Below are 22,759 nucleotides of genomic sequence, written 5' to 3' on the forward strand. Positions count from 1 at the left end.
TAAGCGAAGAGAGATACTGACTGCATACTACAAACGTATGCTGAATGAGGCAAGATATCGAAGTGTGAGGCAGGATGTTCGATGTTTTTTGAAAGCTTGTCGCCATCCTCATAGGAACATTGATGAAGTACTGTTTGAATCGCCACTGATTTCCTAGACGCCTTTTAGTTAGATAAACTAGCTAAAAAAGAGGTGTCCATGAGCCATAAACGTTACCCTGAACAATTCAAAATCGAAGCAGTGAAACAAGTCACTGTTGCCGGCCATTCTGTTGCTGATGTTGCTCAGCGTTTAGGTACCACCACACACAGTCTTTACGCCTGGATTAAGCGCTATGGTCCTGACTCTGAGGAACACCTTCAGCAGTCTGCTGAGTCCGCAGAAATTCGACGATTACAAAAAGAGCTTAGGCGTGTTACTGAAGAACGTGACCTGTTAAAAAAAGCCGCGGCGTACTTCGCAAGCCACCCCGAGTAAGATACGCCTTTATCCAAGAACATCATCACAGCCACTCTGTGCGACATCTGTGTCAGTTGTTTGATGTTCATCCGAGCGGGTATTACGCGTGGAGGAGCTGCACAAAGTCGAAGAGACAACGTGACAATGAACGACTTACAGGCCAACTCAAACAATGTTGGCTTGAGTCTGGTGGCGTCTATGGATACCGCAAACTCCATCGAGATCTGCGTGATCTTGGCGAGCAATGCGGTATTAATCGTGTGCATCGCCTGATGCAGCGAGCAGGACTGCGAGCGCAAGTTGGCTATCGAAAACCGAGAGCTCCTAGTGGTGAGCAACACGTTGTTACGCCAAATCGTTTAGAACGACAATTCGATCCATTAGCGCCCAACACGGCTTGGGTAACGGATATTACGTACATCAAAACGCATGAAGGCTGGCTCTATCTTGGCGCTGTAATGGACTTGTTCTCACGACGAATAATTGGTTGGTCAATGGGCAGTCGTATCACCAAAGAGCTTGCGTTAGATGCTTTATTAATGGCGGTATGGCGTCGTAAACCTGCTGGCAAAGTGCTGGTTCATTCAGATCAAGGAAGCCAATACACGAGCCATGATTGGAGTGAGTTTCTAAGCGCTCATGGTTTGGAGGGTAGCATGAGCCGTCGAGGCAACTGCCATGATAACGCAGTAGCAGAGAGTTTCTTTCAACTGCTGAAACGAGAACGAATTAAGCGAAAAATCTATGCGACTAGAGACGACGCAAAGATGGATGTGTTTAATTATATAGAGATGTTTTACAACCCGAAACGACAACATAGTTCCAATGATGGGCTATCACCGTTAGAGTATGAACGTCAGTATTTTAATGAGGCTAAAAGTCGTCTACTGAAGTAGTGGCGATTCAGTTTGATTTGTACCAAAGTGCACAAAAGGTAAATGGGGAACTCGACTATGACGAGTGTTGAAATTGAGCACTACAATGAATCAAAAGCTGTGAGTTCGTGGTTGTTATTGTATCTATATGGTTATAAGAACCCATTCGCTGTCAATATAAAGCATATCGAGCAGAATGTTTCTCAGATAAAGGTAAAGTTTGTTAAGCAATGTTCTCGGTATGAGTTTGATGAAGTTCCTGCACTTATGGTTATGTCTCTACCTGATGTTTAGCTATTAAGTTGTGAGCCCGCCAGCCTTATCTGAAAGTTGACTGATTATGCACCGTTGGTTCGTGATGGCTTTAGCTACCTAGGGGGGCATAAAGTGGTGGTTGACCGTTATTACGCTCTAAAAGATGGACTTCTTAGCGGTCGGTTATACCAACAAATCACGATAGAGTTTCCTTCAAACGCGTTAAGAGGGCTAGAGGTGTTGGCCCGATGGAGGCATCCTGATTTTGGGTTGGTATCCCCAAGTGACTTTATCCCGCTGGTGGAACAGGTGATAGATACGATAGGATTAAGTGTTCAAGCAAGCTTGTGCGTTCTTAGTGGCATTCGATATGAACAGTGAAAAGCCTACTATTGACTGAGGTAGAGCCGAAATGAGTCAGTCCAATTCTTCTTTCGAAAAGTGGAATATATGCCGGTTTAACATATAAACCAGCCATTGTTTTTCGTTGAACTTTCAGCCCTTGGTGCTTTGGGTCTTCATTGGGTTTCGTGTTCTTCGAAAGGTTGTGAGGGAGGTTGAGTGTTCGTGTAGGAATAAACTTTTGTAAAGCCTAGACAGAGAGTTATATGAATAATATACGTCATGCACTTATCAAGAACTTTTAAAGAGGAGCAAGGAAATGCATCAACATGAGAAGATTAACTATGTTGAGTTTGGCGCAAAAGACTTAGAGTCAACGAAATCATTCTTTTCTTCCGCTTTAGGTTGGGAGTTTGTCGACTATGGTCCTAAATATACAGCTTTTTCAAAGCAAGGGTTGGACGGCGGTTTCTTCAAAGCTGATTATTGTAGCTAGACTCATGTGGCAGGGGACCTGATGATATTCTACAGCTCTGACATTGAAATGACCTTAAACAAAGTTGTTCAAAGCGGAGGTGAAGTCATTCGCCCTATATTTGAGTTTCGTGGTGGTTGCCGTTTTCATTTTCTCGAGCCAAGTGGTAATGAGTTTGCGGTGTGGTCGGAAGCCTGCGTATAACAAGCGCTTTAAGACGGATTCACAATGCTTGGCGGTTTTGATTTGGCTTTGTGTTATCAGCGTAGTATTTGAGTGTATTGCTCTCGCTTCAAGCACGCGCTATACAATCAAGTCTGTTCAGTAAATATGGTAAGTATATGAAGCAACAAAATATTGTCCACATTGCGTTGGTCGTAAGAGACTACGATGAAGCGATTGATTTTTACGTAAACAAACTTCAGTTTGAGCTTATCGAAGATACTTATCAATCTGAGCAAGATAAGCGTTGGGTTGTGGTTGCGCCACCAAATTCACATGGAGTGACTTTGTTGCTTGCCATGGCCTCGAAGCCTGAGCAGTATGATTTCATTGGCAATCAAGCTGGCGGTCGAGTTTTTCTTTTCTTGAACACGGATGATTTCTGGCGAGATTACGAACATATGAAGTCGATAGGAATCGAATTTGTGCGTCCGCCTAAAGAGCAGAATTACGGCACGGTAGCAGTATTCACAGATTTATATGGCAATCTTTGGGATTTACTCCAGTTAAATCCTGAGCACCCAATAGCGAAAAGGTTGGCTTAACAAACATTTCAATATGAAGTTAATACCATTGTTTGTGATAAAGGGTATGACAGCGGATCTTTCCGTTGTTTTGTTCGGGAGCATGGTGGAGAAACTGTCATTGATAAACGCAATTACGGACAATATATAGACAAAGAAAGTATGGATTGGTGCTTATATAAGTACCGTCACTTAGTCGAAAACGCTTTCGCTAGGGTTAACATTATCGTTCTATTCGACGCAGATATGAAAAGCTAGAGAGGAATTATGCCAGCAGGTTATCGCTGGCATTGATGTTAATGTGGCTGCCGATGTATTGCTGAGCATAAAACGTACAGCAAAGTTCAACACGTCCTAGATAGAATGTTTTTTTACAGCTTGATAGGGCGGCTCTGAGCCATTTATCCAACATTTGTGTTGGTAGCCCAGTGATGAGCTGTTGAAGCAATCACACCTCAAAACTCAAAAGCAGACTTAGGCTTTATTACTACATCAAAATCATTGACATCAAATCGTTGCCGTTCTCTCCAAGTCGCGTCTAAATCACTTAGCTGCGTCTTTAACTCATCAAACGGCATCCGCGTTGCATCGCCTCAAGGATAAGAGCCACTAAGTTCTGCCTTTCATCGGTTGAGGTTAGTCGTCCTCTGGCTCTTCCTCGTAAAAGGCTCTCAGCTTTTTTCGTAGAATCAACAGAGCGGCGGTTTCAGCAAGTGCCTTTTCTTCGTGGCGTAACTTTTTTCAGTTCTTTAATTTCAAGTTTGTCAGCCTTGGCTTGCTTTTTAGCTTCAGCTTCGCGCTCTTTGTTCGACATGAAGCCTTGAATAGGTTTGCTCGACCTGTTCGGGGAATAAACCTTTTGCACGGTAATTCTGACTGATTTCATTCTGTCATTGAGTAAGTTTCACGACGATGGGAAGTTCGGTTTGAGGAGAACACTGCTTGGCACTGCGCCTCCAAAACGTCTGAGTTGTTGCCGCTGTGGTGCTAATGCCTTTCTCTTTTGATAACTGGCATGGAATATGATGGCAATAGCTTCTTCAGTATGGCTTCTTTTCTTTCTGTAGGAATACGAGAAAGGTTCACTTATTACCGTCCGAACTGGTTAAATTTTAACAGTGACAACAATCCTGCCAGAGGGGGGGGGCGAGAGATCGTAATCACCGAAATACGCACACATAGAACTTAACTATAAATAGTACTTGAGTACCATTCCGAAATCATACTACGAGAGGTATTATTCGACTGTTTTTTAATTGGTGGATGAGTTGCTTATGTCTGACGGGTTCAAGCAGCGTCTTCAATAAATTTCTTGGGTTGGGGATTTTTTATCTTATGAAAAGAGCTATTGAAGGTAACGGATCATTTTTATATCTGTGACTGCGATTATCGGGCTTCCATCACTAGAGTATGTTTAGCTTTCATGATGAGTTCTTGAACAATATGGTAAGGAGTGATCGTTTGATCCGCCAAAAGTAGAAAAGTTATTGCAGGTAATGTTGAGACTAGTGCTAATTTATCAGCAAAGGCAAACTCTACACCAGATTAAGTCCCAACCTTGAGTTGTTTAATATAGTAGCTCTTGCTTTATTGTCTAAATTCACATTAAACTGTAAGGAAATTAAATTGATCTATATCATTGGTGGCGCATCTAGATCCGGCAAATCTATAGCGGCAAAAAAGTTTGCTTATATACATTCTATTCCATACTTTTCTATTGATTGGCTAATGATGGGGCTAAAACATGGGGCACCATCATTACAAGTTGATGATAATTTATTACCAGATGAAATTGCGAGAAAACTTTGGCCAACACTATACTCGATGATTGAGTGCATGATACATCAGAGGGTTGACTATATTTTAGAGGGTGAGGCGATAATGCCGGAACTTTTGAAAAAGTTGACAGAAAAGTATCCTTTGGAAATATCTTCTGTATTCTTAGGGTATGAACCAGTGTCTATTGAAGATAAGGTTAATGAGGTCATAAGATATAGTGCTATTGCCAACGATTGGATTAGCGATAAGAGTTATGAATATATTACCGAGCATGTGATAAACATGGCTAAACATAGTCAGATTATCAAGAAAAAATGTTTAATAAATAATATGGCATATATAGATACTACGGAAGAGTTTTCAGATAAGATTAAGCAGCTTTGTAATCAGCTAAAGTGAATTTGTGTGATTAAAAAGTGATACTGATGGTATATATTCTATTTCGCTTTCTTCAGTGTTGTTACGGATAGGAAATCGAATTTACTATGTTTGAGATCAACAATACTGTCTGTAAGGTCTAAATTAACAATCAACTTTTCCGATCCTAACAGCGTTAACACAGGAGTAAGTAGCCTTACTCCGAAGTCTATGGGAGCAGTAATTTCCAACCTGTTTTGTTGTCGCTTAAACGAGTATCTGAAACAACTTGGTTAAAATTCCGCTCTAAAACAGTGTATTCTTGATACAAAGACTTCCCTTTAGTAGTCAAATTAACAAAGAGCTTAAATCCAAGCTTGTTTTCTAAGCTCTTGATTTGGTAGTTGATGGTTGACTGCAATATTGACAACCATAACCGATTGAACAATTAAAGTAATGGAGTCATCAATTCAACCTTGGTTAGACTGTGCGAAACAAATTTTAGCGATTACACGATCGAGTGAAACCTATGGGTATGATAAGTATGATTTGGTGGGGTACAAGCAGCTTGATGATAGCGTTCACCAGGTGTTTTCCATACTCTAATGATGCCCTGGTTGTCAATATTTAGCCAAAGCCTGGTTATCCAACCCCAAAAAATTGATCTAAATTAAAGGGACACACAGAGACACTACTCGATGTTTTTTCTCCTTCGTTTAATACGTTAATTTCGTTCAATCGGTCCGCAATTTGTTGATAATACATTCCTTGAACATGCCATCGTTTAGCTAGAGCAGCCGCTGATTGGTTGCCAGTGTTATCAACTTGGCGCATAGTGGTTATCTTTGTTGTACCTACAGTGGAAAGCAGGTTCTGTGCGCACAGTTTCTCTTCATTGTTTTCACGTATGAGTTTTTCTCGACAAGCCTCTTTGACCCACTGAGAAAAATTTTGTGACTTTGGCTTAACTTGTTCTATATCTGTCAGTAGCTCATGCTCAAAGCGAATGTTCTTTTTAGTAGATTGGCGGTTAGTGTTACTGTTCAGCACGACAACAATTTTTTTCATGGTCTACACCTGAATGTGTCAAAACAATAAGGTTGTGCGCCCATCGCAATACGAGCTGTGCGCACACCGAATAACGAGGTATTAGTGGAGAATGGTTTTGATTGAAATATCAATCCGCGATTCCATAGCCGACAAGATCAAGACCGAATCCCGTGCGTTAGGATTATTTAGGCATTGGTGCAACACACTAATTACACCATTGGTCACGTGACAGACAAATTGATGTTCGCATTCAAATTTAATTGGACACAATGCCGCTCTCTCGCGGATCAGCAGATAAATGTCTTCATGAAACCCATCAATATCATTGTGCTTTAACGTCTTGAATGAAGCTTGTTGAATGAGGTCAAAACAAAGACTTGTACAATGAATTGCAAGAGGTGAATATTTCATAGTTCACCACCATTCGCCAAAAAATGAGCAAAAGCACTACCATCACGTCGAGTTAGGTTGGGAACATAACGAGAGTAAACACGAAATAACATGGTCGTGGTTGTATGACCCATCTGGTTTGCAATCCATTCCGGCGCTTCGCCGGAGGCTAATAACAGTGTCGCGTAAGTGTGGCGAGTCTGATATGGATTTCTCGATCTTAGCTTAGCTTGACGAAGAGTCGGGTACCATACCGACTTGGACACACTCTGGTAGTTCAAAGGCTGCCGTTTATTATTGGTAAAAACAAACTTATCTTTTAGGTGAGCTGTTTTCTTATGTTCCTTAAGGGCTTCGACCACTCTATCTGTCAGCATGACCACTCGATATGATCCATCGGTTTTTAAATCAGAAAGCTCACCACGAATTAAGCTCTGATTAACAGCAATGGTCTTGTTGTTTAAATCGACATCTTTCCACATCAGGCCATCAATCTCACCGGTACGCAATCCAGTAAAAAATCGCGTGATGTAATATGTTTTATAGTCTTCAGGAGCGTGAGCAATAACTTGCTCAACTTCTTGAAGATTAAATGGGTCAATTTCAGTACGTCCGACTTTTAATGCTTTAATATTTCGCCATGGAGAAGTAAACTCATAACGATCAGCGGCTTCATTCAACATGACTCTTAGGGGCGTCATAATATGATTGATGCGGGAAGGGCTTAACTCTTTACTTTTTCGACCTGGGACTTTGGCGAGTGTAGATCGAAAGCTTAAGATTTGCTGTTTAGTGATGGCGCTGGTCTTCTTATTCCCGAACACCGGAATGATATACTTATTTAAGATCCCTTTGACATCTTCATAGTGGCCTTTACGCCATTCTACTTTTTTCTCAGACATCCATATATCGGCAAACTCGTGAAGCTTTGGTGAGTCTATTGCATCAAAATAGACCTTTGCTTGACGTTTTCGTTCGTCAGAATTAGCAAATTTCACTACAAGTTTACTTTCAGGGAAATACTTTGAATAATCAAAATTACCAAGCATGATTTCTGCTTCGATGACTTTGAGCAAACGAGATACTCGGTTCCGATTTGCTTTTGTGTCTGATAACTTTGTATATTCTCTACAGCGATGACCTTTGTATCGAAAGTCTAGATAGAGACGTCCACCTCGTGAATTGATACTACCCATATTTAATCCCTCTTAATGTCCTAGTAGAATTGATTCACTTGAAATTCCATTCAGCATTTCTTCTTCAACACGCTCCCAGATAAAGAGAATCTTTCTTCCTCCAAACGGACGAATATAATGGATCCCTTCGAAGAGAACTGAGTCTTTAAGTTGCTCCCGAATAACACGTTTGTCGTACTTAATAACTGAAGATAACTCTTCAGTTGTGAGGTATGTGTATGTCATAATCATTCCCTGTCTTATACGCTACTTTTTGTAGCTCTATAGATACAATATGACGATAAAAGAATCCTGTCAACGCCATTTTGTGTCTTTAGCGAAACATTTAAGGTCTGTAGGAAATGATTAAGTGCCATCTATCAACTTTACTTGGAGCTAAGAAGCTAAAAATTGCAGATGTAGTGAGGGATACTGGGATTAATAGAAGTACGGTAAATAGGTTATTTCACGAAACAAATAATCGTATTGATTTTGATACACTCGAAAAAATATGTCTTTATTTGAACTGCAGCGTGGGCGATCTTCTCGAAGTTCAGGAAGACAAAGATTCAGATTAGTATTTGTAATATTGAGCTTATGAAACGTTAACAAGTTGTGGTCATGTTAAAATCAAGTGCAGAAATCCGGCTTGGTCTCAACATGGTCTCAATTTGGTCTCAACAGAATTTGATGAGTTAAGAGCTGAGTCTGACAATAATAAACAGACACAAAATATTATCCTGAAAAATTCTTTACTTTCAAATGGTTGGGATTGTTAAAGCAGAAGAGAAAACTTGGAGCGGGCAGCGGGAATCGAACCCGCATCATCAGCTTGGAAGGCTGAGGTAATAGCCATTATACGATGCCCGCGCATCGAAAGGACTCAGCTAATATGCCACATTAAATAAAAAATAAAAGTCTTTTCTCATCAATTGCTTGTTGGTTGCTCAAAAAACTATCTATCTGATGGTAAAGCATGCGATTGGCTCTGTTGTGGAAGGCGAGGCGCACTGATATTCGAGAGATTATCACCTAGGTTAGAAGTATCATTACGCTCAATCTACTAATCTAAAGTGCTCACGCTGTATTTATGTCATTAATATTGAAGACGTGTTATCCATGCTCAACCCGGAAGCTCTCAGAATCGATGAGTCCTGAGAAAAGAGAAATGCTAATCGAAGAAGAAATCGCGAAGATGTTTGAAAACTATCTGTATGGAAAAAAATAACGGTTAGAGGTTAGTTGCAAATTACTACGCGCAGGGAAATGTATTGTTCTTGGTTCGGTAACCACGGTGCTTACCGCCGTACTTATTTTTTAGGTTTGTTCTGCTTTTTGATGACAGCGCCGCTAATTACACCACCGTTACGGTTCTATGCTTGTTTAGTGCGGTGTCAGTCAACACTGAGCATTTTTGGTCTGCTGAATGCGCGCTGTGCTGAGCATTTAAAAAGAAAGGCGCTGTCGATGCGCCTTTTGATTTTTTGTTAACGGCCGTATTGAAGTAGTCAATACCGCTTTAATAGCCAATACGATATAAATATTCACCAACCGCTTGGCATTGCTTTTTGTAAGTTTGCTCAACTTCGGACTCGTCGTGATCGGTTGCTTTAAACTCGAGTTCAGCAGACGATAACTGGTTAAAACTGTATTCTCTCTCAGACATCAAATAGTGTTTAAAAATAGCTCGATGTTCTGGAACCGCATTGCGCGCATTCGAAACATTCACACATTCCAATAGTGTTTCGTTGCTCATCTGTTCTGGTTTTTTTTCTGCGTGGACGACGGTAGAAAATGTTGCGACTACTACTGTTAGGAAGGCTGTTTTAGCGAATCTTGTCATAATATGGATCTCGGATGGTTCAAGTAAACATGAGAGCTTCAATGCCTCTCATCGACACGTTTCCGTGCTTCTCTTCATTTGGTTTTATAAAATTAAACGATAAAGAAGGTTCACGACCATGAGTAAAGACATACAGTAAGTTCGCTTCTTTCCGCCCAGAAAGACGATAGAGGGAACGTTGGCTTTTGAAACTCTCGTAACCATTCAGCGGTAAAGGCGGCGTTTGCCACGCTAGCGCAAGTAACGGAGGCGGTAGGAAGGCAACGAGTAAGAAGTAGTTTGGTTTGAAACTTGACGATAATACGCCATCACTCGCAGACGTGCGGCGGCAAGAAACCAGTGCCAGTAAGTCACGTTTAATATGAAGGTAGTAACTATCAGAGCCCCAAGAGCTTGGGTAGGCAAATGAGTGAATGTCTGATAATGCTAGTTCCAAGTCTTGTGGTGTCAGTTTAAGTAAACGCTCTGACGTATAGTGTTTTCTGGCGCCATCTTCATGCGTGTATGAGGCAAGTATGCATCCAGAAAACAGTAACAGAGAAAGAACCAGCAATGTACGAAGTCGATAACGCAAGAAGCAACCCTAACCACATCAAATCATAGTTGGTCACTATGATCGCACAACATTAGCGAGACTATAAAAACAAGCAAAACTGTCGTTTGCCCAACCCCGCGTATACTAACGAGATGGAAGGAGGATGAACAGGGTTATCTGATAATTTGACCAACACTTGATAATTTTGCTTATGTTTTTAACGTAAACAGACGTTTCAACATAAAGTCGTGCGCTATGAGAGACAAGTGATGGTCAATTGCGAGGGAAGGGTTCCCCCTCGGTCACTTACGCACTAGCGTAAATGACACTGCCACCTTTAATGGTATCAATGATCTCACGAGATAACTTCTCTGGTAAAGCTGGACATCCCCAACTACGTCCTAAGTAACCATTCTTTTTGATAAAAGAAGGGTTCGCGTAATCGGCACCATGAACCACAATATATCGTTCTCGAGCTTTGTCGTTGAGACCAGAACTCAGACCGTCTAAACGGAGTGAGTAACCGTTAGAACCGTAATAAGTCGTGTCGGTCAAAAATGTACCTAGCGACGTTTTTCGCGAGTTTACGATATTTGAAAACTGAGTCGCAGTCTGTTTTCCACTATTCACACCGTGTGATACATAAGTGTTGTAGATCAGTTTCTTTTTATCTAAATCAAAAACATAGAATCGCTTTTCAGTCGATGGTTTACTGTAGTCAATGATGGTGAGTATTGGTTTCTTTTTATCAGGCGTTTTTAAATAGGCGGTGTAAGCATCATTAAATAGCGTGAAGTCAATTACACCTTTAAGGTTTGCTTCTTTAAAAGTTTGGTCGATTTGTTTTTGAGTTCCATGACTCTCAATTTGGTTACCCGACTGTTTGGCGAAGGCCAAAGGGGAGACAGACAATAGTGTCCATATAAACAGTAAAAAAAAATTTTTCATTTTGGCTAAATAAAACTCTATGGTGTTACAAACTTATCGGTAGATTCATGTATTCATTAAAACAACATGCACATCAATATAACTCTATTCTCAATGTTTCTTAATCTGCATTTTGCACTTAATATTAAGTTAGGGGTTAGGTTTCGACCTTATTAACTAACTTATTGAAAATATTTAATAATATAAAGTTCGTTGTTGTTTTCGGCAAATGTAAGCGTAAATACTATCCGATTTGAGTAATTAATAAAACTGTGTTTAACAATATTTGTGACTTTATAGATTTATAAAGCAATGTTGTATTTGTCGTCTTAGCTAGCTATCTAGGCCATAGATATTTAATTATTTGTCTGATAAATAAAGAGATTATGGCACGTAATAATTTGAAGCAACTTACGCATTGTCATGATGCTACAGTTATACTCATGGTATGTGGTTCAATTTAGCCCTCGCTCCGTTTGGGGGTATAACAAGACTAAAAAGGATTAAGTATGATCACTGCACTATACGCCAGTATTCTTGCATTACTGATGATTTGGCTAGCCGTTCAGGTCATTAAACAGCGTCGCTTAAATCAAGTTGCTTATGCAGACGGAGGGGTAGAGGCGCTTCAAATTGTGCGCAGTGCACAAAGTAATGCCACAGAATATATTCCTATTACTCTCATTTTGATGGTGCTCCTAGAACTCAATAGTGCTTATCCAACCTGGATACATCTGACTGGCATCATCTTTATCATTGGTCGAGTTATCCATGCGCGCGGGATCTTAAAAGAAGATTTGAAGAGGCGAATCAGAGGAATGCAGGTGACTTTTTTAGTGATTCTTTCGCTGGTTGCATTAAATATGATCTACCTCCCTTATGGTAAGTTATGGTAAAGCTGCTTCGTTATTTTCCGCCACCTTGGGTTCTTGTTCTTATTGGCTTAGTGCTGAATATCGGAGCCATTATCGTGACCAGCCTAATTCTCGATAGATTAAGTAAACAACATACGCTGTTAGCAGAGCAGGAATCCGATAATTTGTATTCCATTCAACTTGCGTGGAACAGTGTGGAAACATTGGAACGGAAAAGAGAAGCCTTATTGCTACATTTGCATTTAAGCCAAAATGGAGCCGTTTCTAAAGAACTAGAGCAAGTATTGCAAGGGCACTTATCAATATGGGTAAATAATGATATTGGGAGATAGAAATAGAAAGACTTCCAGAGTTAATGTCTAAGATAAATCAAGCACAATCCAATTATCGAGATCGTATTGATGAGCATTACATTAATAATATTTAGATCAACGAAATAATGACCCGACAGGATGAGAAAATCGTTTGGTATAAGAATATTGGACTGTTTTTGCAAGTGTTCGGACTCGCATTAATTCTTGCAAGAGATCTAGCGAGAAAGTCATAGAGTATATGAAATGAAAAAGTATATTGGCAATTTCTAGCTATGGCATGCGATTCCTATAACGATTTGGGTGTTGCCACGAGTTATGTAACGGATCTACGGATGAAGCTGTAAACCTTACGCTTAAGTTACGGCGTAACTCGCGTTCTGCTTTTTAAGACTCTGAGTTTTCAGTAGCTTATTTTTAACTCGCGATTTTTTTGATTATACTACAGGGCCACTAAGAAGTGAGGACGACCTCACCGCTCTACTTTTGTCGGGGACGACCCCAATCTCGTTGGGAAATATAAAATGGCTTGGGTAATACTCTTTATCGCTGGCTTATGTGAAATCGCATGGGCTGTAGGCCTTAAATATTCACAAGGTTTTACTAAACTTTCCGCGTCTAGCTTTACTGTCACTTTTATGATTTTGAGCTTTTGGTTACTGGGAATCGCGCTAAGGACGTTACCGCTGGGGGTCGCTTATGGAGTCTGGGTGGGTATTGGCGCGATCGGTACGGCAATCGTTAGTATTTATATGTTTAATGAGCCTGCAACGCTTATTAAACTACTAAGCTTGTTACTGATTGTGGCTGGCATCGCGGGTCTAAAATTGTCGGCTTAACGTCTGCTTAAATACTAGAAGGAAAAGCCAGAGTAGGTTCTGGCTTTTCTGTTTTAACAGTACGAGTGGCTTACGCTCTGCGTTTTACGAACGGTACTCTCATATGCTGACCAAATACGTTGATCAGTGCGCCCGCCACAATCAAGGCTCCACCAATGTAGGTCCATATTGCGGGTAGTTCACCGAAGAAAACAATGCCAATCAGAACCGAAAATACAATTTGAATATAGGAGGAAGCGGATGCTTTACCCGCTTCCTGAGTTTGCATCGCTTTGGTTAATCCTAACTGACCGATTTGGGTAAATACTCCAACCAGCACGAGCATGAAAGTAAGGTAGAGATCGGGAAGGACAAAGTCGTCACCAATTAATGCAATAGAGACAGGCAGAGCAACCAATGGAAAATAGAAAATGATCACCGAACTATCTTCGGTTTGGCTCAATTTTCTCACAATCACGTAAGCGATAGAGCTACCGAATGCGCCTAAAATTGCGATCATGACACTAAACATGGGTAATACGTATTCTGTTTGAGCTCCTGCTTCAGGTTTTACCATTACGTAAACACCAATTAAGCACAAAACGATACAGGTAAAGGTCGACGGCTGAATGCGCTCTTTGAGGAAAAAAACAGCCAATAAAGCGGTAAATACCGGATGGATGTATTGAAAGATCGTCGCCTCTGCCAAAGGTAATGTCGTCACAGAATAATACACGCACATTAATGCCATTGTTCCGACAGCGCCGCGGGCAAGCAGCAATGGTTTGTTATTACCCCAAACGGAAATCCGTTTTCGTTTCACATCTAAGAAGCTGATCACGAGCGAGACAAGCGCCCTCGCGGCAACGATTTCAAAAACCGGAATACCGTTTAGGCTTACGTACTTGACTGTTGCGGACATGAGTGCGAAGCCAAAGGCTGAAAGCACCATAAAGCGCACGCCAATGGGAACCATCGCGTTGAATGAATTCGACATTTTTCTGCTCACTTTTTGCGTTAGCTCGCACTTTAGCATATTCAACTAACAAATGACCAAGTGAATAGGCACTGGTTTTCTTATTGCTAAATCGAGTGGTCAGATTCGAGTTGGTGACGAATATGGATAAGTTGAGATACCCTATAGGGCTTAAACAGTGGGAGACATTATGTATCACGGGAAGGACCAACAAGCACGCTTTTCTGTTTCTGAAAGAGTATCGATTGAGCCACTGTCGATTAAACATGCAGCAGTATTGCTGGATGTTGTAAATACATATCGCGACAGTCTTACGGGTTATTTACCTTGGACTGATTCTGTGACCAACAGGCGGGAAGCGAATGACTACATCTTTCAACGAATTAACAACAAAGCGTTAGACTCGTACTGGTGCGCGATCTATTTTGATGAGTGTTTTAGCGGAGTGATAGGCGTGAAAGGCGTTAATTTAAATACGCGTGCCAATGAAATCGGCTACTGGTTAGCTGAAAACGGGCGAGGGCACAAGGTGATCGATCAAATCCTTGAGGTGCTAATCCCTATTATTAAGGATAATGGTCATGCACATTCAATACAGTTCCATTGCATGGAAGAAAACGTTGCGAGTATCAAAATTGCAGAACGAGCCGGAGCTCAGTTGAAAGAATACGTCGACCATGATTTTGAGATGCTGGATCGTTCTCAAAGGCTTGGTATTTACGAGCTTTCTCTAACATAATCGATGTCATAAAAACACGCTTTGAGCTCCTGAGTTCAAATTCTACTTTCACGAGCACTACAATAGTAACATTGTTGCACTCGTGTTAATTTGGGGCATATCAATTCAGAACTAGGCTAGGAGAAGCACCATGAGCGCAATCGCAGAGGTTGAAGTAGACCATTATTTACAGCACAGTCTTAACCAGTTAAAAATGGCGTACGCGTCTGACCCCTATCCGAGTTTAGATGAGCGTAAGCAGCGACTCGTTTTGCTGAAACAAGCCCTGATTGATAACAAACAAGCTTTGGTCGAGGCGTTGAGTGAAGATTTCGGTTACCGCTCAGAGTTTGATACTGCAATGACCGATGTATTGCCGACCATTTCTCACATTAATTACACTCTTAAACGGTTCAAAAAGTGGTGTAAGCCGAGTAAACGCGAATCAGGTTTATTACTCGCGCCTTCCAAAGTCTCGGTTCAATATCAGCCACTTGGTGTTGTGGGTATCATTTCTCCTTGGAACTTTCCTATTATCCTAAGTCTTGCTCCTGTGGTTACTGCATTGGCAGCTGGTAACCGTGTGATGATGAAGTTGAGTGAGTTCACACCGAAAACCAATCAGGTGATCGTGCATATGTGTCGAGATTTTACTGAGCATATTCAAGTCATTGAAGGCGAAACCGATGTGGCACAAGCGTTTAGCAAGCTGCCATTTGATCACCTTTTATTTACGGGGTCAACCAACGTAGGTCGAGAGGTCGCTAAAGCGGCAGCTGAAAACCTAACCCCGGTAACTCTTGAGTTGGGTGGCAAATCTCCGGTTATTATCGCTGAAGATGCCGACATGAAGAAAACGGTCGATGCTATTTTGTTTGGTAAATGCACCAACGCGGGCCAAATATGTGTTGCGCCAGATTACGCTTTTGTGCCTGAAGAACGAATGGAAGAGTTTATTACGCAGTTTCTAAAACGTTTTGAAAAGCTTTATTTGAAATCGAATAAGGATCAAAAGCTCACGCATATCATCAACCAAAAACAATATGATCGCCTAACCTCTTTGATTGAAGATGCCAAAGCGCAAGGGGCGAAGATTCATACGATTACATCCTCTCCTAAGGCAGAACGTTGTTTGTATCCGCATTTAGTCACAGATACTTCGCCAACAATGCGGATAATGGAAGAAGAAATTTTCGGGCCACTGTTGCCAATTAAGCCTTACTCAAAGGTTGGTGAGGCCATTGAATACATTAATCAACATCAGCGCCCATTGGCGCTGTATGTCATGTCAGACAACGAGTCGACCATCAAATATATCGTTCGCAATACGCACAGTGGTGGCGTCGGGATTAATGACACCGTATTACACGTTGGGGCCGAGGATGCGCCTTTTGGTGGTATTGGTGAATCAGGTATTGGTCACTACCATGGTGTGGAAGGCTTTAGAACCTTTAGTCATGCCAAAACCGTGCTCCACACGCCTAAATGGTTACCAAGAACGGGGATATTAATGCGACGCCGCGCAATGGCAATTAAAACGATCCAGAAGCTATTTCTTCGATAATATTATATTGGATAGACTAAAACCGCCGAATCCGGCGGTTTTTGTATATTTACGTTGCGATGCTTACCTTACCAAAGGCCGAGGAACTTCCACCAAGCGCCACCGACGAAGATAAAGATTGGAATGACGATAAGTGAGAAGATAAAGCCGATCTTCCACCAGTTTTGTAACGTAAGGAAGCCAGTACCAAATAAGATAGGCGCAGGCCCCGACGAATAGTGCGTTGTCGACATATACAGGTTACTGAATATACCGAGTACGATAGCGGCGAGCATCGGAGGGGCACCAGCAGAGATCGCGATGGCTAAAAATGCCGAATACATCGCACTGATATGCGCCATCGCACTTGCCATCAAGTAATGACTGTAATAGTAAACGAGCAACAGTACGACGACGGTTGTCACCCAGCCAAAACCGGAAAGTGATTCTCCTATTGATTGACTAAACCAACCAATAAAACCGAGTTTATTCAGTTGTGCCGCCATCATTACCAATACGGCGAACCAAGTAATGGTGTGCCAGGCTTCTTTTTCACCCAGAACCGCATCCCATGTGATGGTGCGTGTCAATAGTAAAAAAACGAGCCCAAGTAACGCGGTAACGGTTGAGTGAATACCCAATGTTGGACCAAGAACCCAAAGAGACACCATACCGATAAAGGTGATGCAAACCATCAATTCATCGCGAGTCATTCTGCCCATATCCACCAGTTTCTGACGTGCAATTTCGCGCATCTCTGGCGTTTTCTTAAGCTCTGGTGGAAATACTGCGTACATCACTAATGGAATGAGGAACAAACATAATAATCCAGGGACAATAGCGCCCGCAGCCCAACCTGCCCAGGTAATTTCAACACCTTGTTCTTTAGCAAAATTTGCTGCGAGTGGGTTACCTGCCATGGAAGTGAGGAACATGGCACAAGTGATCGCGTTGCATTGGAAGATACATTGCACCAAAAATGCGCCAATTCGGTTTTCGGTTCCTTTTTCTGGATCGGAGTCATAAGCGCTGGCAACAGAGCGGAAGAGTGGCGAGATAATGCCGCCACAACGTGCTGTTGTACTTGGCGTGGCTGGTGCAAAGAGCAAGTCAGTTAAGACTAAACCGTAGGCAAGGCCTAATGAATTGTGCCCAAGCTTGGCGATAAACCAGTAACCGACGCGTCGCCCGAAGCCGGTGGTGATAAAGCCGCGAGAGATAAAAAATGCGGCGGCAATCATCCAAACTAGTAGGGTGAGCAAAATCGGTGAGGGCGGTTTTTATCGGCAGCACGCCAAGTAATGTGGCCAGCGTCAATCCCATTAACGCCATGGCGCCAAGTGGCAGTGGGGCGAGGATCAAACTCAATACCGTGGTGACGAAAATCGCCATCATTTGCCATGCCTGATCGGTGAGTCCTTCCGGGGCTGGGAGAAACCATAAGATACAGCCTATAGCAACCAATAGGAGCATTTTCATTTGAGAACTATTCATACATCCATCTCCAAGTTATTTTTCATCATCATAGAGTTTGGAAATGGCAAAAAACTGAGATAAATCAATTTCATCATCGTCATGCTTGTGTTCTTTATCATCTTGCATGTCATGGCAAAGTCCGTTTGAAAAACAATTAAGAAAAAACGCATTAAATTAATAAAACTCATAAAAATCACCACTGAGATCGGTGTCAAAAATCGTGTGAGAACCACCAAGTCGAAGTGGGAATTGCGGTAAGCTTGGGGCAAGCAATCTCTTGGAATTCTATCGTGCCGTTTACCTCTTTTTCTTTTACTAAACAATTGGCCGTTTTACTCAGTGGCGTGATGTTGCTCGGAATGGTGAGCTGGTGGAGTTACAGCGCTCATCAATTGGATGACATTCTCACTCATCAAATCAGTCTGCGTGCACAAGTGCAGTCACAACAGCTATCGCAATTATCGAGTCTTGTCACGGCGGTTCAATCTGGCAGTGCTAACAAGGTGTCTGACATCATTAATGCGGTTCAAGCGGTCAGTGACGCGGACTTCATCACTGTCAGTGATCGGGCGGGTATCCGGCTTGCCCACCCATTGGCAGAGAGAGTAGGCCTTCCTGTTGTTGGTGGCGATATTGAAAGAGCGCTGGACAGCGGCGAGTCGTACCTATCGTACAGCGTTGGTTCATTAGGCCCTTCTGTTCGCTACATATCGCCGATTTTCTCGAACGATGGCGATGTGATCGGTATGATTAAAGTCGGCTATTTGATTGATACATTGGATCTATGGACAAGCGAGCATCTGGTTCCGTTGGTGTTGTTCGGAATGATTGCGGTCGTTATCTGTATCTGGCTTTCTTGGAAGTTTTCCCGTTATGTTCGAAAGCAAATGCAAGAGCTGGAACCTTGGCAGCTTAAGCAGGCATTAAAAACACATCGGGGCGTGCTGCAAGCGACATACGAAGGGCTAGTCGCGGTTAATTCAGCTGGTTATTTGTATCTGATTAACGACTCGGCACGCACCATGCTGGGCTACAAGCAAGCGTTGGGGGAGATATTCACTGATGGTATTGATAACCCAACGAGTTTTGCGCTTGATGGTGATGATTACATTAACAGTTTGATCCGTGTCAATGGCAAAAGCTTGGTGGTGAATCGAGTCACTTTGCGAACCTCAGTAGGGGAGCCTTATGGCGCGGTGTTTAGCTTGCGAGACCAAAATGAGGTGTACGTTCTTCTAGAAAAAATCGGTCAAGTGACGCAATACATGGATAACATGCGTGTTACTCGGCATGAATACCAAAATAAACTCTCGACTATCTCAGGATTGTTACAAATGGGGGCTTACGATAAAGCATTGGCCGTCTGTTTATCCCAAGCGAAAGCCAGTCAATCTCAATTGGATTCGTTAAATACCCTCCATACGCGTCCAGCGTTGTCAGCATTAATTTTAGCAAAGGCGAGCAAAGCCAATGAACTTGGCGTGGCTTTGAGTATTGATTGCCAAAGTGATTTAAGTGCCTTAGCTCGCAGCTTGTCGGAAGATCAGTTGTGTGGGCTTATTGGCAATTTAGCGCAAAACGCATTAGAAGCAGTAAAAGGGCGAGAGAACGGGTTCGTGAGTATTCGTATTTCGGAGTCAATCAGTGAATATACCATTCAGGTTTTGAATAACGGGCCAGTGATAGAAAGCGAATTTGACGCATTGTGTGAATTGGGTTTTACCACCAAACCAAACAAGATGGAACACGGTGTTGGTATGTATCTTGTCCGATCTATTGTTGAGCAGGGTCAAGGTCATATGGAACTTGACAGCGATGAGACAGAAACAGCGTTCACGGTGTATTTTCCCAAGGAGTTAGCATGATAAAAGTTGTTATAGTGGAAGATGATCCCAATATCGCGGAGCTTCACCATCATTTCATCGAGCAAGTGGATCAATATCAAGTGGTTGGCATTGCTGGCAGTATTCATATTGCTCAGCAGTTAGTGACGCATATTCAACCTGATTTGGTTATTGTCGATAATTATCTACCGGATGGGCAAGGTGTAGAGTTGGTTTATCAATGGCTAGAAGGTAACCAGAAACCAGAATGTATTTTGGTGACGGCGGCGAATGATGCTACAACAGTTCAAAAAGCGCATCGCTTCGGGGCGTTTGATTACTTAGTGAAGCCGGTCGACTATTCAAGGTTAACAGAATGCTTGCAGCGCTTTGCTAAGGTAAAAAGCCACATACGCAATCAAGAAAATTTTCGACAATCTCAGCTCGATGATTTATTTCATCTCGGCAAATCAGCGCAGGTCGATTTAACTGGTTTAGACCCATTTATGTTTTGTCAGGTGGTTAATCTTTTCACCCATGTTCACGTTGAGCATACTGCAGCCAATGTGTCAGAGAGTTTAGCTATCAGTAAAAGTACCGCGCGTCGTTATTTGGATAAGGCGGTTGAACAGGGCGACCTAGTGGCATTTTTAGAACATGGAAAAGTAGGGCGCCCCACGCGGGTTTACCGTAATAAACGGATGTCAGGAAGTTAGATATCTTGGGTTATTCATCAAAGAAAGGCTCCATTGAAAGAGCCTTGTCTTTGAACGTCGACAGGTATTAGGGAGGAACTTTAGTGAAGAACCTCGCTGCTGAATCTTAAATATTTACAGTTACCCATCAGTTGTTTAAATGCCTCTTTATCGAGCTTGATCAGAGTTTCGTGGTCACCCGCTTCAAGATAAACATGATCTAAATTGGCCAGCCTTTCATCACAGACTGTCGACATGTGGTAAGGGCTACCAATGGGTGGGATCGCGCCGTTCTCACAGTCGGTAAAGAGGTGATAAACCATTCTCTCTTTAACCAGATGGAAAGTGGCGTTGAACTCATCGTTTAATCTTGACAGACTTACTTTGTTGTTAGCAGGTAAGACCGCCATCATGTGGTGACCTTCATGATCTTCAAGAATTACGCCCTTTGCTAAATTCATTAAAGGCACACCTGCAGCGACGCCACTTTGTAGCGAGCTATGACTGTGGCTGTGATTCACTGTTTGAAAGTGAATATTGTGTTCAGTCAGATATTGATCGAGTCGGGTTGCAATCGTCATAAAGCCTCCACGTGTATGAGACCCATAAAGAGTATAGGAGAGAACGCGCACAATGGTGTGTTTTACTTGGGTTTCACTGACGCATTTTGGCTCCTGTTCTACCCTTATTGAAAGCAGAATAATAAACAATAATCTGGGGACAATATGAGCAAGCCGATAATCGCGGACAACAAACCGGTTAGAGTAGACCTTACCGAAGGACAAGAGTATTACTTTTGCCGCTGTGGACGTTCAAAAAAACAACCATATTGTGATGGGTCTCATGCTGGAACAGGGCTCAAGCCAATGAGCTTTGTCGCAGAAAAAGATGAAGAAGCCTATCTGTGTCAGTGCAAACATACCGCCAACGCGCCATTTTGTGATGGTACGCATAAACGGTTTTCCGCCGAACAAGTCGGCCAGGAAGCGCCTGAGCAAAAAAAACGAGACAAAAGTGAGAAATCTGCCATTGCGTCTTCAACCCAAGAAGAGCCCACGCTTGCATTTATTCATCAGTTAGCACGAGAAGGATTATCAACGCTGGGCCATCACGGCCCTATGACAGCAATGGGTGTGCCGAGACATCTATTACCGCATTGGGACGCGATACAGATTATGGTGGCTCAGATGGCAACACAGCCACTGATGGAAGATGTGCCTGTCGCGACGGAGCTGATTATAGGTCCTCATGCGCGTAAGCCGCTGATACTGGATATTCCTCTGTTCGTATCAGACATGAGTTTTGGCGCGCTTTCTGAAGAAGCTAAACTCGCGTTAGCCAAAGGTGCGGAGCTGGCAGGAACAGGGATTTGTTCAGGCGAAGGTGGTATGCTTCCGGAAGAACAAGCGGCGAATTCACGATACTTTTATGAGCTGGCCAGTGCGAAATTTGGCTACGACGAAGCGAAACTTTTAAACGTGCAAGCTTTCCATTTCAAAGGTGGTCAAGGGGCAAAAACCGGAACGGGAGGTCACCTTCCAGCAAGCAAAAACGTTGGTAACATTTCTAAGGTGAGAGGGATACCTGAAGGTGAACCCGCGATTTCTCCGCCGACATTTGATGATCTTCACACTGCCCATGACTTTAGAGAGTTTGCAAATAGGGTGCGTGAGATCACAGGAGGCATCCCTATCGGCTTTAAGCTCAGTGCCAACCATATTGAGCAGGACATCCAATTCGCACTGGATGCAAGTGCGGATTACATTATTCTCGATGGTCGTGGTGGCGGTACGGGCGCTGCGCCTGCAATGTTTCGTGACCATATTAGTGTACCAACCATTCCCGCGTTGGCACGCGCGAGAAGATACCTTGATCAAAAAGGCATGAGTGACCACGTCACGTTAATTGTCACCGGAGGCTTACGTGTGCCGATGGATTTTGTCAAAGCGCTGGCGCTTGGCGCGGATGGCGTAGCCATTGCTAATAGTGCTATGCAGTCCATCGGTTGTGTCGCGGCGCGGATCTGTAATACCAATAATTGTCCGGCGGGCATCGCGACCCAAAAAGCCGATTTAAGACAGCGTCTTGATATCGATAAATCTTCCCTTCAGTTAAAAAACTTTTTTGAATCGTCCGTAGAGCTCATGCAAGTCATGGCGAGAGCGTGTGGTCATCACTCTTTGAGCGAATTTACTATTCATGATTTAGCTACTTGGGATCACGATATGGCGCGACTGGCTGGGATTCCATATTCAGGTTTAGATTCACATTAATCTTTCTGTCTATTCACTGAATATAGGTCCATGTTTGATAAGC

At 42.6% G+C, this 22,759-nt stretch carries 22 protein-coding genes, 1 tRNA gene and 5 pseudogenes; 17 read left to right on the forward strand and 11 right to left on the reverse strand.

The annotated features are described in order from the left end of the window. Positions 1-198 precede the first annotated feature (198 nt). The 5 genes and pseudogenes from ATG66_RS02770 to ATG66_RS21170 all read left to right on the forward strand — a co-directional run. Positions 199-1,355, forward strand: a protein-coding gene (locus ATG66_RS02770; RefSeq protein WP_098413849.1) for an IS3 family transposase whose coding sequence is annotated in 2 segments (ribosomal slippage) — positions 199-436 and positions 436-1,355 — 1,158 coding nt in all. Because the reading frame shifts where the segments join, the coding sequence is not laid out codon by codon here. 309 nt (positions 1,356-1,664) lie between these two features. Continuing rightward, entirely contained in the window at positions 1,665-1,970 is a 306-nt protein-coding gene (locus tag ATG66_RS02780; RefSeq protein ID WP_098413866.1) for an EAL domain-containing protein, read from the forward strand. 280 nt (positions 1,971-2,250) lie between these two features. After that, a pseudogene (locus tag ATG66_RS02785) lies at positions 2,251-2,610 on the forward strand (VOC family protein). A gap of 137 nt (positions 2,611-2,747) precedes the next feature. Then, positions 2,748-3,173, forward strand: a complete 426-nt coding sequence (locus ATG66_RS02790; protein ID WP_098413867.1) for a VOC family protein — start codon at positions 2,748-2,750, stop codon at positions 3,171-3,173. Positions 3,174-3,188: 15 nt separating this feature from the next. Continuing rightward, a pseudogene (locus ATG66_RS21170) lies at positions 3,189-3,475 on the forward strand (transposase); the annotation flags it as partial. On the opposite strand, the gene ATG66_RS20790 reads toward ATG66_RS21170, so the two are convergent. Beyond that, positions 3,418-3,600 carry a hypothetical protein gene (locus ATG66_RS20790; RefSeq protein ID WP_179885574.1) on the reverse strand — a complete coding sequence of 61 codons (183 nt, stop codon included), beginning with the start codon at positions 3,598-3,600 and terminating at the stop codon, positions 3,418-3,420. The pseudogene ATG66_RS21170 and the gene ATG66_RS20790 sit on opposite strands and share 58 nt — an antisense overlap. Before the next feature lie 1,178 nt (positions 3,601-4,778). Between ATG66_RS20790 and ATG66_RS02805 the strand changes: the two genes are divergently transcribed. Continuing rightward, a complete protein-coding gene (locus ATG66_RS02805) occupies positions 4,779-5,330 on the forward strand; it encodes a hypothetical protein (protein ID WP_098413868.1) in 552 nt (183 codons plus the stop codon). 414 nt (positions 5,331-5,744) lie between these two features. Then, complete coding sequence (locus ATG66_RS02815) at positions 5,745-5,894, forward strand: NUDIX hydrolase N-terminal domain-containing protein (protein ID WP_257145706.1); 150 nt, start codon at positions 5,745-5,747, stop codon at positions 5,892-5,894. A 36-nt stretch (positions 5,895-5,930) separates the two neighbouring features. On the opposite strand, the gene ATG66_RS02820 is transcribed toward ATG66_RS02815, so the two are convergent. From ATG66_RS02820 to ATG66_RS02835, 3 genes are all read right to left on the reverse strand, one after another. Then, positions 5,931-6,356, reverse strand: a complete 426-nt coding sequence (locus tag ATG66_RS02820) for a YlcI/YnfO family protein (RefSeq protein ID WP_098413870.1) — start codon at positions 6,354-6,356, stop codon at positions 5,931-5,933. Between the two features lie 389 nt (positions 6,357-6,745). Beyond that, the gene (locus ATG66_RS02830) at positions 6,746-7,924 is read right to left on the reverse strand and encodes a site-specific integrase (protein WP_098413872.1); all 1,179 of its coding nucleotides are present in this window, start codon (positions 7,922-7,924) and stop codon (positions 6,746-6,748) included. Positions 7,925-7,936: 12 nt separating this feature from the next. Then, positions 7,937-8,149 carry a hypothetical protein gene (locus ATG66_RS02835; protein WP_098413873.1) on the reverse strand — a complete coding sequence of 71 codons (213 nt, stop codon included), beginning with the start codon at positions 8,147-8,149 and terminating at the stop codon, positions 7,937-7,939. Between the two features lie 116 nt (positions 8,150-8,265). On the opposite strand from ATG66_RS02835, the gene ATG66_RS02840 reads away from it, so the two are divergent. Further along, positions 8,266-8,481: a helix-turn-helix domain-containing protein gene (locus ATG66_RS02840; RefSeq protein WP_098413874.1), complete on the forward strand. Its 216-nt coding sequence runs from the start codon at positions 8,266-8,268 to the stop codon at positions 8,479-8,481. Between the two features lie 217 nt (positions 8,482-8,698). Here the strand turns inward: ATG66_RS02840 and ATG66_RS02845 are convergent. Beyond that, a tRNA-Gly gene (locus ATG66_RS02845) sits at positions 8,699-8,773 on the reverse strand. A gap of 253 nt (positions 8,774-9,026) precedes the next feature. On the opposite strand from ATG66_RS02845, the pseudogene ATG66_RS20980 reads away from it, so the two are divergent. Continuing rightward, positions 9,027-9,131, forward strand: a pseudogene (locus ATG66_RS20980) (DUF4136 domain-containing protein); the annotation flags it as partial. Positions 9,132-9,422: 291 nt separating this feature from the next. Here ATG66_RS20980 and ATG66_RS02855 read toward each other — a convergent pair. The 3 genes from ATG66_RS02855 to ATG66_RS02865 form a co-directional block, all read right to left on the reverse strand. Beyond that, positions 9,423-9,746 (reverse strand): hypothetical protein, encoded by a 324-nt coding sequence (locus ATG66_RS02855; protein ID WP_098413875.1) that lies wholly within the window; start codon positions 9,744-9,746, stop codon positions 9,423-9,425. 19 nt (positions 9,747-9,765) lie between these two features. Further along, positions 9,766-10,320, reverse strand: a complete 555-nt coding sequence (locus ATG66_RS02860) for a hypothetical protein (RefSeq protein WP_257145707.1) — start codon at positions 10,318-10,320, stop codon at positions 9,766-9,768. 267 nt (positions 10,321-10,587) lie between these two features. After that, a complete protein-coding gene (locus tag ATG66_RS02865; RefSeq protein WP_098413876.1) occupies positions 10,588-11,229 on the reverse strand; it encodes a murein L,D-transpeptidase catalytic domain family protein in 642 nt (213 codons plus the stop codon). A 488-nt stretch (positions 11,230-11,717) separates the two neighbouring features. On the opposite strand from ATG66_RS02865, the gene ATG66_RS02870 reads away from it, so the two are divergent. The 3 genes and pseudogenes from ATG66_RS02870 (at position 11,718) to ATG66_RS02885 (ending at position 13,233) form a co-directional block, all read left to right on the forward strand. After that, a complete protein-coding gene (locus tag ATG66_RS02870; RefSeq protein ID WP_098413877.1) occupies positions 11,718-12,104 on the forward strand; it encodes an MAPEG family protein in 387 nt (128 codons plus the stop codon). After that, positions 12,098-12,630: pseudogene (locus tag ATG66_RS20985) on the forward strand (DNA mismatch repair protein). The gene ATG66_RS02870 and the pseudogene ATG66_RS20985 overlap by 7 nt, the downstream one beginning before the upstream one ends. A 288-nt stretch (positions 12,631-12,918) precedes the next feature. After that, positions 12,919-13,233, forward strand: a complete 315-nt coding sequence (locus ATG66_RS02885) for a DMT family transporter (RefSeq protein WP_098413879.1) — start codon at positions 12,919-12,921, stop codon at positions 13,231-13,233. A gap of 70 nt (positions 13,234-13,303) precedes the next feature. Here ATG66_RS02885 and ATG66_RS02890 read toward each other — a convergent pair whose 3' ends face one another. Further along, complete coding sequence (locus tag ATG66_RS02890) at positions 13,304-14,209, reverse strand: DMT family transporter (protein ID WP_179885575.1); 906 nt, start codon at positions 14,207-14,209, stop codon at positions 13,304-13,306. Between the two features lie 169 nt (positions 14,210-14,378). Here ATG66_RS02890 and ATG66_RS02895 point away from each other — a divergent pair, with 169 nt between their 5' ends. Then, entirely contained in the window at positions 14,379-14,927 is a 549-nt protein-coding gene (locus ATG66_RS02895; protein ID WP_098413880.1) for a GNAT family N-acetyltransferase, read from the forward strand. A 130-nt stretch (positions 14,928-15,057) separates the two neighbouring features. After that, positions 15,058-16,470 (forward strand): coniferyl aldehyde dehydrogenase, encoded by a 1,413-nt coding sequence (locus ATG66_RS02900; protein ID WP_098413881.1) that lies wholly within the window; start codon positions 15,058-15,060, stop codon positions 16,468-16,470. Positions 16,471-16,538: 68 nt separating this feature from the next. Here the strand turns inward: ATG66_RS02900 and ATG66_RS02905 are convergent. After that, positions 16,539-17,943: pseudogene (locus ATG66_RS02905) on the reverse strand (DASS family sodium-coupled anion symporter). 272 nt (positions 17,944-18,215) lie between these two features. Between ATG66_RS02905 and ATG66_RS02910 the strand changes: the two are divergent. Further along, a complete protein-coding gene (locus ATG66_RS02910; protein ID WP_098413882.1) occupies positions 18,216-19,790 on the forward strand; it encodes a GHKL domain-containing protein in 1,575 nt (524 codons plus the stop codon). Beyond that, the gene (locus ATG66_RS02915; RefSeq protein ID WP_098413883.1) at positions 19,787-20,464 is read left to right on the forward strand and encodes a response regulator; all 678 of its coding nucleotides are present in this window, start codon (positions 19,787-19,789) and stop codon (positions 20,462-20,464) included. Before ATG66_RS02910 ends, ATG66_RS02915 begins: the two co-directional genes overlap by 4 nt. Positions 20,465-20,544: 80 nt before the next feature. On the opposite strand, the gene ATG66_RS02920 is transcribed toward ATG66_RS02915, so the two are convergent. After that, positions 20,545-21,024: an aminoacyl-tRNA deacylase gene (locus tag ATG66_RS02920; protein WP_098413884.1), complete on the reverse strand. Its 480-nt coding sequence runs from the start codon at positions 21,022-21,024 to the stop codon at positions 20,545-20,547. Between the two features lie 144 nt (positions 21,025-21,168). Here ATG66_RS02920 and ATG66_RS02925 point away from each other — a divergent pair, with 144 nt between their 5' ends. Further along, the gene (locus ATG66_RS02925) at positions 21,169-22,716 is read left to right on the forward strand and encodes a glutamate synthase-related protein (protein WP_098413885.1); all 1,548 of its coding nucleotides are present in this window, start codon (positions 21,169-21,171) and stop codon (positions 22,714-22,716) included. Positions 22,717-22,759: the final 43 nt, after the last annotated feature.

Origin of the sequence: Vibrio sp. ES.051, from assembly GCF_002563795.1 — a bacterium.
In the GTDB taxonomy this organism is placed as follows: domain Bacteria; phylum Pseudomonadota; class Gammaproteobacteria; order Enterobacterales; family Vibrionaceae; genus Vibrio.